Source organism: Pseudomonas sp. FG6, assembly GCF_057809015.1.
Genome location: NZ_JBMDJD010000048.1, coordinates 16,728 through 27,453, shown reverse-complemented (window position 1 = coordinate 27,453; position 10,726 = coordinate 16,728). Strand labels below are relative to the sequence as shown.

Sequence of the window (10,726 nt, the reverse complement as noted above, 5' to 3'; positions counted from 1 at the left end):
CTACGTCGAGCATATGCAGACCAAACACCCGGACCAGCCGCTGATGGACTACGAGACGTTCTTTCGCGAACGCCAGGAGGCCCGTTACGGCGGCAAGGGTGGGCCGAAGTGCTGCTGACCCGGCAGCCATGAGGTAAATCCCTGTGGGAGCAAGCCTTGCTCCCACAAAGGCCCGCTCCCACACAATCAGGCAGCAAGGAAATTCAGTGTGTCCTCTCCCATCCCAGTCACGATCCTCAGCGGCTTCCTCGGCGCCGGCAAGACCACGTTGTTGCGTCACCTGCTCAAGGCTGAACACGGCCTCAAGATCGCCGTGATCGAGAACGAATTCAGTGACGCCGGTATCGACACCCAGCTGCTGGGCGACGAGCCGGTGCAAGTCATGACCCTGGCCAACGGCTGCGTGTGTTGCAGCATCCACACCGACCTGACCAAGGCCTTGTACCTGCTGCTCGAACGGCTGGACAGCGGTGAGATCGCCTTCGATCGCCTGGTGATCGAATGCACCGGCCTGGCCGATCCGGCTCCGGTGGCCCAGACCTTCTTCATCGACGAGGACCTGCGCGAGCGCTATATCCTCGATGGCATCCTGACCCTGGTGGACGCAGCCCATGCCGAACTCCACCTGACCCAGGCCATCGCCCAGGCCCAGGTCGGGTTTGCCGACCGCCTGCTCTTGAGCAAGACCGACCTGGTGGACGCCGCTCATGTCCAGGCCCTGAGCGAACGCCTGGCGCGGATCAATCGGCGCGCGCCGATCCGGGTGGTCGAGCACGGCAAGATCGATCTGGCCGAACTGCTCGACATCCGCGGTTTCAACCTCAATGCGGACTTGGGCGCTGGCTTCAGCCTGCGGCCGGTGAGCAAGGCCACCACCGCCGACCGCATCAGCAGCCTGGTGCTGCGCACCGATCAGCCGCTGGATATCGACAGGCTCAGCGAGTTCATGAACCAACTGCTGGAAGAACACGGCAAGCAACTGCTGCGCTACAAGGGCGTGTTGAACATCGCCGGCGAACCCCGTCGGCTGGTGTTCCAGGGCGTGCTCAAGTTGTACGGTTTCGATTGGGACACCGAATGGGCGCCAGATGAAGCACGGGAAAGCGTCATTGTGTTCATCGCCGACGAACTGCCGGAAGAGAAGATCCGCGCCGGCTTCGAAGCCGCGCTACTTTGACGACCCCGTACCTGCGGCGATCATCAATGTGCGACCAAAGAGCTTCTCGTGGCGAGGGAGCTTGCTCCCGCTGGGGGGCGTAGCCGGCCTCGCTTTTTTGGAGGTAGCTGCACACCCGAGCGGGAGCAAGCTCCCTCGCCACAACAGCTACGTGATCGTCAGCTTTTGAGCAAGATGGTCCAGGTGCTCGTTCATCAAGCGCAGCGCTTGCTCGACGTTGCGGTCTTCGATGGCGTCGGCGATCGCCCAGTGTTCCTGCCAGGCGCAGTGCCGGCGGGACTTGATCTCGTGTCGGGCCAGGGCCAGCGAGGTCAAGGGCACCAGGCTGCCGAGGAACTGGGCGAGCGGCGCGTTGCCGGCCATGGCGGCCAATTGCAGGTGAAACTCACCAGACAGGCGTATCGCCGGGCCGCGCTCACCGCGATCCAGGCATTGGCGCTCACGCTCCACCAGATCCCGCAGGCGCTGCACATCCGCAGGCAACGGGGCCTTGCAGGCCAGGCGCACCAGGGTCTGTTCGGCCAAGCGCCGGGCGTGCAGGATCTGCCGGGTCTGCTCCAGGTCTGGCGCGGCGACTTGAGGTCGATGATTGGGGCGCAGGATGACCACTTGCTGGTGGGACAGGCGCGCCAGGACGCGACGAATGATGCTGCGGCTGACGCCGAACGCGTCCCCCAGGCTTTCTTCGGTAAAACGGCTGGCCGGGGCGATGCGCTGTTCAAGGATGGCGTCGAAGATCCGCGGGTAGATGTCGTCCACCGACAGTTTGCCGACCCGGCCGGGCAGCGGCAGGGTGGCAAGCACGTGGCGGTTGTGCAGGTCTTGCTGGGGCATGAGGTGGTTCATGGCGGTCTCCGCAGGCCGTGGCTCAAGCGCCGAGGTTGTCGTCCGGGATATTCAGTTCGATGCCCATGCGCTGGCCTTCCCGAAGGATGTGGCGGCGCATTTCGGCGCTGGCCTGAGCGCTGTTCTTGCCGCGGATGGCGCGCACCACGGCCTCGTTCTCTTCCAGGCGTTCGGCCAAGTGTTCGGGTGAGTTGCGCAGCACATCGGCGCTTTGCTTGAGGGCGTTGCTAGTCTGCTGCACGACACTCTGGAAAATCGGGTTGGACGTCAGGGCAAACAACTCTTCATGGAAGGCGATGTAGGCGTTGGCGCAGGCATCGGTGTCGTTGGCGTCCAGGGCTTCGCGCATGTCCATGAGGGTCAGGCGCAACTGACCGACTTCCTTGCTGCTGATGGACTGGGCCACCAGGCCGACAATGAAGGGTTCGAGGGTGTAGCGCAGTTGCAGCACATCTTCCAGGCTCGCGCCGGCCATGGCGCTGCCTTCGTGGGTGGCGTCGCTGAGGCTGGCTTCCAGCACCACGACCCCCTTGCCGGGCATCGAGCGCACCAGCCCCAGGGTCTCCAGCACAATCACCGCTTCGCGCAGGCTTGGCCGGCTGATGCCCAGTTGTTCGGCCAGTTCACGCTGGCCGGGCAACATCTCACCCGAGCGCCACTGGCCCCGGGCGAGGGCGGCGCGCAGTTTTTCCACGACGGAATTGACGACGGTTGATGAACTGATCACGGGTAACTCCTTGGAAATCAATCAGGCGATGCCGGTTCGCGGGCCGGCATCGCAGTCTTTCAGAATTGCTGATGGTGGGTGCCACCCACCGGTTTTCTGGGTTGGAAGGTATAGCCTTGCTGGCCGGACAACACTTTGCGCGCCCGAGCGACGTCGATGTCTTTCTCCCAGCGGGCAATCGCCACGGTGGCGACGCAGTTGCCGATCAGGTTGGTCAGGGCGCGCCCGATGCCCATGAACCAGTCTACGGCCAACACCAGCACCAGGCCGACCACCGGGATCGCCGGAATGGCCGTCAACGTCGCCGCCAGGATCACCAGGGCCGAGCCGGGAATCCCATGGGCGCCCTTGGAGGTGATCAGCGATACCAGCAGGATCGTCAGCAGGTCGCTCAGGGCCAGCGGCGTACCGGTGGCGTTGGCGATGAAGACAATCGCCAGGGTCAGGTAGATCGAGAAACCGTCCAGGTTGAAGGAGTAGCCAGTGGGAATCACCAGGCCCACGGTGGAGCTGCCGATTCCCAGGTGTTCAAGCTTGCGCATGATCTGCGGCAGGACCGCGTCGGACGAAGCGGTGCCGAGGACGATGAGCAGCTCTTCGCGCAAGTACTTGAGAAACGGCAGCATCGGCAGGCCCGATGCGCGCATGACCACGCCCAGGATCACTACCACGAAGGCCGCGCAGGTCAGGTAGAACAGGCCGACCAGGCTGCCCAGGTGTTGCAGCGAATCCAGGCCGTATTTGCTGGTAGTGAAAGCGATGGCTCCGAAGACCCCGATGGGGGCCAGGCGCACGATCATGCCCATGATGCGAAAGATCACGTGGCTCAGTTCGTTGATCAACCGCGAGATACCGCTGGCCGCGTCGCCCACCAGGTTCAAGGCGCTGCCGAACAGCACTGCGAACAGCAGCACCTGCAGGATGTTGTTTTCAGCGAAGGCACCGATCACCGACGTCGGGATCAGGTTCATCAGGAACTGAGTGGTGCTGACCATGTGCTGGCCGCGCTGGGCAATGTCGCCCATGTCGGCGTTGGAGAGCTGGTCCAGATGGATATTCGCCCCGCTGCCGATGCCGGTGGTAAAGGCAAACACCAGGCCTATGACCAAGGCGATGGTGGTAAGGACTTCGAAGTAGATGACCGATTTGAGGCCAATGCGCCCGACCTTCTTGAGGTCGCCCGCACCGGAGATACCGCTGACTACCACGCAGAACACGATCAGGCCAATGAGCATCTTGATCAGCTTGATAAAGCCGTCGCCGAGGGGTTTGAGTTGGGTTGAGTATTCGGGAAGGGTAAGCCCGCAGACGATGCCGAGCACCAGTCCGAGGACAACTTGAAGGAAGATCGACCGCGAGCACCATTTGAGCATGGGAGGGATTCCTGGTTCGGTGTCCTTTTTCGTCCGCGTTGAGGGCGTGGCGTCAGGACTTCATTGTTGTGGTCTTACCGGTTTGTCCAGTGCAGGCGCAGTCTAGGCGCCGTTGTTACCGCGATGCAAGCGCAATTATGACGCTTTGGCTTGACCGGTCTTACCAGTTGTGGCGAAAGCCTTGTGCTTGAGCCTTTTCCCAGGTCGAAAAAAATTTATGATCATCCTGCCAGTGGGCATGGAGCCCTGTAATTGCAATCTGTGGCGAGGGGATTTATCCCCTCGCCACAACGGCTGTGTCTCTTTATTGAAGGAGACTGAGAATGAACGTAACTTTTGACCGTTCTTCTGTCTCCGCAAGATAGAGATAAGGCGAGCCGCGCAGCCTTAATCCTCCTACATGTTTCTTATGGGCCGTCATGAGCGTAATGGGGGTGTGGCTGGAAGTGATGTTTTTTCGCGTAATGATGTTTTGCTGATGGTCGACAAGGGTGAAAAACGTTGGGTTTCGAGTGTCGGGATCTCTTGCCCCAAGAACTTCGAACCAATGTTTGCCCAGCTGTTTGTCGCAGTGTTCGCCGCTGTTTTTCAGGGTCAGGATATAGCCGTCGGGGGTATGACCGAAGTGCAGTCGCAACGGCTCACTGCGCACCTCATGCCCCTCGGGGAGCATGCCCAGCAGGTGCGAGTGGTCGTGGACCTGGGGCTTGCCGGTAAAGAATCCACCGCTGAATGAACCGATGGTCGCCATCGCCGGTTTGCCATGCAGCCTTTCCAATAGATTGATGTGGGTCTTGAACATGCCCAGAGTTGCATAAAAGGATTGTTCACTGTCCATGTGAATAGGCGTCCTGTCTTTAATGATTAAGTTGGAGTTGGAACGAGCGGGATCTTATTGATTTATCAAAGTCGCGTGGGGTTTTCTATATTGCAGGAAATTAAGTGCTGGCTTCGCTTAGTTGCTTTTTTCTGCTTTTACAGGGCAATAAAAAAGGCCCGCATCTTTCGATGCGGGCCTTTTTAGCGACGCGCTGGCGAGCGGATTAAGCGCCGTATACCGGCAACTTCTTGCAGATCGCCTTGACCTTCTCACGTACGGCGTCGATCACCGCTTCGTTGTTCAGGTCGGCCAGGATGTCGCAGATCCAGCCAGCCAGTTCCTTGCACTCGGCTTCCTTGAAGCCACGGGTGGTCACGGCCGGGGTGCCGAAGCGCAGGCCCGAAGTGACGAACGGCGAGCGTGGGTCGTTTGGCACCGAGTTCTTGTTCACGGTGATGAACGCTTTGCCCAGCGCGGCGTCGGCGTCTTTGCCGGAGATCTCTTGCTTGATCAGCGAGAGCAGGAACAGGTGGTTCTCGGTACCGCCGGACACGACATCGAAGCCGCGTTCGATGAACACGCCGGCCATGGCCTTGGCGTTTTTCACCACTTGTTGCTGGTAAGCCTTGAATTCAGGCTGCAGCGCTTCCTTGAAGCAGATCGCCTTGGCGGCAATCACGTGCTCCAGCGGGCCACCCTGGGCGCCTGGGAAAACGGCAGAGTTCAGCTTCTTCTCGATGTCGGCGTTGGCGCGAGCCAGGATCAGGCCGCCACGTGGACCGCGCAGGGTCTTGTGGGTGGTGGTGGTGACCACGTCGGCGAATGGTACCGGGTTCGGGTACACGCCAGCGGCAACCAGGCCGGCCACGTGGGCCATGTCCACGAACAGGTAGGCACCGACCTTGTCGGCAATGGCGCGGAAGCGTGAGAAGTCCAGCACCTGCGAGTAGGCGGAGAAACCGGCCACGATCATTTTCGGCTTGTGCTCGAGGGCCAGGCGCTCGACTTCGTCGTAGTCGATCAGGCCGTTGCCGTCGATGCCGTACTGGATGGCGTTGTACAGCTTGCCCGAGGACGAAACGCTGGCGCCGTGGGTCAGGTGACCGCCGTGGGCCAGGCTCATGCCCAGGATGGTGTCACCGGCCGACAGCAGCGCCAAGTATACGGCGGCGTTGGCTTGGGAACCGGCGTGGGGCTGGACGTTGGCGTAATCGGCGCCGAACAGCTCCTTGGCACGGTCGATGGCCAGTTGCTCGACCACGTCGACGTACTCGCAGCCACCGTAGTAGCGCTTGCCCGGGTAGCCTTCGGCGTACTTGTTGGTCAATACCGAGCCTTGAGCTTCCATCACCGCAGGGCTGGTGTAGTTTTCCGAAGCGATCAGCTCAATGTGCTCTTCCTGGCGCTGAGCTTCTTGCTCCATGGCGGCAAAGAGATCGGCGTCGTACTTGGCAATGGTCAAATCACGGCTGAACATGGCGGTCCTCAAGGATCGGGGGCAGAAAAGGGAGGCATTCTACCCCAACCGGTTTTGGAAGGCATATGAAAGGACGTCATGTCGCGGACGAATGGGGTTCACGCAGTATTCTGCGTTGCCCGGACCGGCCTCATCGCGGGCAAGCCTTGCTCCCACAGAAGCCTGTGTTCCCCTGTGGGAGCAAGGCTTGCCCGCGAGGGTATTAGGCTTCAGTCGAGCATGAACAGCGCATCATTGCTGAACTGCGCTTCGAACCGGTTGGCCGGCATCGGGCGGCCGAACAGGTAGCCCTGGACTTCGTCGCAGCCGTGTTCGCGCAGGAAGTCCAGTTGCTCGTGGGTTTCGACACCCTCGGCGATCACCGCCAGGTTGAGGCTGTGGGCCATGGCGATGATCGCCCGGGCGATCTGCGCGTCCTGCTCGCCGGACGGCAGGCCGTCGACGAAGGTACGGTCGATCTTCAGCACGTCGATGGGGAATTGCTTGAGGTAGTTGAGCGACGAGTAGCCGGTGCCGAAGTCATCCACGGCGATGCTCAGGCCCAGGTTCTTCAGCCCGGCCAGGATCTGCATCGCCTCGCTGACTTCGCGCATCAGGATGCTTTCGGTCAGCTCCAGTTCCAGGCAGGCCGGCGGCAGGCCGGTGCTGCGCAGGATATTGGCGATGCGTGTCCCGAGCTGGCCATCGGAGAACTGCCGGGCCGAGATATTGACCGAGACCTTCGGCACCCGCACCTTGGCTTGATGCCAGGTCCTGAGCTGTCGGCAGGCCTCGTCGATGACCCAGTCGCCGACGTCCACCACCAACCCGAGTTCTTCGAGTACCGGGATGAAGTCCCCGGGCGGCACCAATCCACGTCGCGGATGGCGCCAGCGCAGCAGGGCTTCGGCGCCAGTCAAACGTTTGCCATCGCCGCTGAATTGCGGCTGGTAATACAAGATGAACTCGTTCTGTTCCAGGGCATGGCGCAGGTCGCTCTCCAGCTCCAGTCGCTCCAGGGCGCTGGCGTTCATGTCCGCCTGGTAGAACTGGAAGTTGTTCTTGCCGCGCTCCTTGGCGTGGTACATGGCCGTGTCGGCGTTCTTCATCAACTGGCTCAGCTCATTGCCGTCCTGGGGGCTCAGGGCGATGCCGATACTGGCGGTGACGAAGAATTCCCGCCCTTCGAGCACGAATGGGCGGACCAGACTGGCGAGGATCTGCTCGGCCACGGTAATGGCCCGGTTCAGCGCCATCTCGCGGGTGGCGCGCGGTTGCAGCAACAGGGTGAATTCATCGCCGCCCATGCGCGCCACGGTGTCGTCGTCGGCGACGCAGCCCAGCAATCGCGTGGCCATCTCCTTGAGCATCCGGTCGCCGGCGGCGTGGCCCAGGGAGTCATTGATCGGCTTGAAGCGGTCCAGGTCGAGGAACATCAACACCACCCAGCTGCGCTGCCGCTCGGCCGATTGCAGGGCCGTGTGCAGGCGGTCCTGGAACAGCGTGCGGTTGGGCAGGTGGGTCAGGGCGTCGTAGTAGGCCAGGCGATGGATGCGCTGCTCGCTGGCCTTGCGTTCGCTGATGTCGCTGAAGAAACACACGTAGCTGGCCAGGTCGCCTTCATCGTCGAGCACCGCCGTGATACCGACCCACGCCGGGTAATGCTCGCCATTGCGGCGCTTGAGCCAGACTTCGCCTTCCCAGGTGCTGTGCTGTTGCAATTGCTTGAGCACGTAGCGCAGGTGCGCCTCCTGCTGGTCGTCCACGGTCAGCATGTTCGGCAACTGGTCCAGCACTTGCGACACGGCGTAGCCACTGACGCGGCTGAAGGCTTCGTTGGCCTGGACAATGTAGCCGGCCGGATCGGTGATCAGGATTGCCGAGGTCGAGTGTTCGAAGACCGTGGCGGCCATGCGCAGGTCTTTCTCGGCGCGTCGCTGCTGGCTGATGTCGCGGCCCACGCCCAATACGCCTTCGAACGCGCCCCATTCGTCCCAGACCAGCACCAGCCGCAACTCGATGGGGATCTTGCGCCCGTCGGCACGCAGGCAGTCGAACAGGAACAGCTGGGTCTGCATCTGGCTGCGCAGCTCGGCCAGTTGGTCGGGCTTGTCGAGGGCCTTGCTGACCCGATCGAACAGGCTGTAGATACCACTCAGTTGTTGTGGGTTGGCAATGATCGATTGCCAGCCGTTCTGGAAGATCCAGTCGGCGGTGTAGCCCAGTACCGCTTGCACCGACGGGCTGACGTAGTTGAAGGACAGCGTGTTGTCGGTGGAGAAAATCACGTCGCTGATGCTTTCGGCGAGCATCCGGTAGCGTTGCTCGCTGTCACGTAGCGACTCGCTGGCCTCGATCTGTTCGGTGATGTCCTTGGCCACGCCGATGATCCGCGTCACCTGGTCGTGGCGGTCACGGGCCAGTGCCTGTTCACGGATATCGAAGCGTCGCCACTTGCCATTGCGATGGCGAAAACGCAGTTGGCATTGCAGCAGTTGTGTATACCCGCCGCGCCGCTGCTCCTGGCGCAGGTTGTGGTAGTGGTCGGCGTCGTCGCTGTGTAGCAGGATTTCCCAGAAGTACTCGCCCATCTGGTGCAGTTCGGTGCGGTCGTAGCCCAGGGTCTGGCCCAGGTGATGGTTGCTGAAGATCATCCGCTGGCTGATGACGTCTTGCACATAGAGGTGATCCGGCACCGTGCGCACCACGTCGGACCAGAACCCTTCGCGCTCGAGCAGCGACAGCTCGATCAGCTTGCGGCTGGTGATGTCGCTGATGCTCAGGATGACAGCGTTGTAGTCCTGCTGTTTTTCCGGCAGACGCAATACTAGCCACAGGTGTTGATCGCGGCCGTGGGCGTCCTGCAGCTTGATTTCCAGCTCCAGCTGTTTGTGCTGGTCGAGCAATGCTTCGAGCAGCTTGGAGCCCACCGGGTGGTTGTCCTGCGCGCCCTTGCCGACCAGCAGTTGCCACGCCTGTTCGCGGGAACCGACGTTGAGCAGCTTCAACGCCATCTGGTTGACTTCGGTGACCTGGATTTCCTGCCGCAGTTGCTCAAGCTGATGGGGCGTCTGCATCCAGATGCGCAATTGATCGCCATTGTGCAGGCCGGCCCGCGCAAAAAAGCCCCTGAGCCCCGACAGGTCGAGTACGCACAAGGCCACGCCGGTGCCTTCGAAAATATCCTGGTAGCGACGACGGCCCTCATGCAGTTGGCGCTGGCGTCGGCGCATGCTCAAGAGCGCGATCACCGGCAGCATGGAGAAGGCCAGGCCCAGCAGGCATTTGCCGATGAAGGCTGGTAGCAATTGCTCGATCACCTGGCTGCGATCGAACAGCCCCCGCAGTTGCCAGTCGCTGCTGCTCAAGGGCACGGTCAGCACGGTGTTGCCCAGGTCTTGCGGGGAGAGGCGGGCCGGGCGGGTGGCGGGTGGGCTTTCGTCGCGGCTGATGATTTGTTGGTTGAGACGATTTTCCACCAGCCACAATGGCCGCAGGCCCGCATCGGCCTGTTTGACCAGTGTGGCGAAAAAGCTCGGGGTCAGGCGCAAGGCCCAGTAGCCACGGTTGCTGCCGCTGGGCTGGTGCAGGAGCAAATGCACCACCGAGCCGTCCTCGGCGTTGCTGAAGTAGTGCGCCTGGGCATGACTGCGCCGCACCAGTTCGCCCAGGTAGTCGGCATCCTGGCTGGCGGTGTCGCTGTCGCTCAGCACCTGGCCGGAAGGACTCAACAGCGCCAGGCTGCGAAGTTCGGGCAGCGATTGCTTGAGCTTGCGCACCAGGGCCTGCTGTTCGTCGGCTGTTTGCGGTTGTTCGACGATCGGTAGCAGATTGAGGGCGACCTGAGCGTTCAGGGCCATGTTCAAGCTGATTTGTTCGGCCAGGTCGGCGCTGTAGTCGATAGTGTACTGGCGCTGCTGCTGTTGGGTTTCGCGCAGCTGGTCGAGCAGTTGCCAGAAGAGCAACCCGAGCAACACCAGCACCAGCGTAGCCAGCCCGCCCTTCAATGTCCCGCGCAGGGGCGAGCCTGGCACCGCAGTTGGTGCTCGTGGGGACAAGGGCGGCATGACGTTGGACAAGCTGTGATCCTGCGGTTGGCTGGATTGGCGCGACGTGCACTATAAGCCGGACGCCCGAAGGGCGGCTAGCATGCCTTGACTTGTGGCGAAGTGCCAGCCCTCAGCGGCTGGACCTTGACGAACGGTTGAGGTAGCTTTGCCGGTCAAACTGAGTGCGCAAGCTCCGGATCCCCAGGCTTTTCCTGCCCGCAGGCGTTGATGACCTTCAAGCGCCGGCGCTGCGCATGGCCTGGCTCGTTCTTTTCACC

At 61.7% G+C, this 10,726-nt stretch carries 8 protein-coding genes; 2 read left to right on the top strand and 6 right to left on the bottom strand.

Annotated features, from left to right (window positions below; genetic code table 11):
* Nucleotides 1–118, top strand: a 118-nt coding sequence (locus tag ACODSJ_RS22690) for a YbdD/YjiX family protein (protein ID WP_489103873.1), incomplete at its 5' end; no start/stop codon positions are given.
* Nucleotides 119–208: 90 nt separating this feature from the next.
* Entirely contained in the window at nucleotides 209–1,177 is a 969-nt protein-coding gene (yjiA, locus tag ACODSJ_RS22685; protein WP_489103872.1) for a GTPase, read from the top strand.
* Between the two features lie 147 nt (nucleotides 1,178–1,324).
* Here yjiA and ACODSJ_RS22680 read toward each other — a convergent pair whose 3' ends face one another.
* The 6 genes from ACODSJ_RS22680 to ACODSJ_RS22655 form a co-directional block, all read right to left on the bottom strand.
* Nucleotides 1,325–2,023, bottom strand: coding sequence for a GntR family transcriptional regulator (locus ACODSJ_RS22680; protein ID WP_489103871.1), 699 nt, complete (start codon nucleotides 2,021–2,023; stop codon nucleotides 1,325–1,327).
* A 22-nt stretch (nucleotides 2,024–2,045) separates the two neighbouring features.
* Nucleotides 2,046–2,750 (bottom strand): FadR/GntR family transcriptional regulator, encoded by a 705-nt coding sequence (locus tag ACODSJ_RS22675; protein WP_489103870.1) that lies wholly within the window; start codon nucleotides 2,748–2,750, stop codon nucleotides 2,046–2,048.
* Nucleotides 2,751–2,809: 59 nt separating this feature from the next.
* Complete coding sequence (locus ACODSJ_RS22670) at nucleotides 2,810–4,123, bottom strand: C4-dicarboxylate transporter DctA (RefSeq protein ID WP_489103869.1); 1,314 nt, start codon at nucleotides 4,121–4,123, stop codon at nucleotides 2,810–2,812.
* 304 nt (nucleotides 4,124–4,427) lie between these two features.
* Nucleotides 4,428–4,961: a hypothetical protein gene (locus ACODSJ_RS22665; protein ID WP_489103868.1), complete on the bottom strand. Its 534-nt coding sequence runs from the start codon at nucleotides 4,959–4,961 to the stop codon at nucleotides 4,428–4,430.
* 205 nt (nucleotides 4,962–5,166) lie between these two features.
* A complete protein-coding gene (gene glyA / locus ACODSJ_RS22660) occupies nucleotides 5,167–6,420 on the bottom strand; it encodes a serine hydroxymethyltransferase (protein ID WP_489103867.1) in 1,254 nt (417 codons plus the stop codon).
* Between the two features lie 209 nt (nucleotides 6,421–6,629).
* A complete protein-coding gene (locus tag ACODSJ_RS22655) occupies nucleotides 6,630–10,478 on the bottom strand; it encodes a sensor domain-containing protein (protein ID WP_489103866.1) in 3,849 nt (1,282 codons plus the stop codon).
* Nucleotides 10,479–10,726: the final 248 nt, after the last annotated feature.

Excerpts from the sequence above, each read along its gene's own strand:
- ACODSJ_RS22665 (WP_489103868.1), bottom strand. The coding sequence starts at position 4,961 with ATGGACAGTGAACAATCCTTTTATGCAACTCTGGGCATGTTCAAGACC.
- glyA (WP_489103867.1), bottom strand. The coding sequence starts at position 6,420 with ATGTTCAGCCGTGATTTGACCATTGCCAAGTACGACGCCGATCTCTTT.
- ACODSJ_RS22680 (WP_489103871.1), bottom strand. The coding sequence starts at position 2,023 with ATGAACCACCTCATGCCCCAGCAAGACCTGCACAACCGCCACGTGCTT.
- ACODSJ_RS22670 (WP_489103869.1), bottom strand. The coding sequence starts at position 4,123 with ATGCTCAAATGGTGCTCGCGGTCGATCTTCCTTCAAGTTGTCCTCGGA.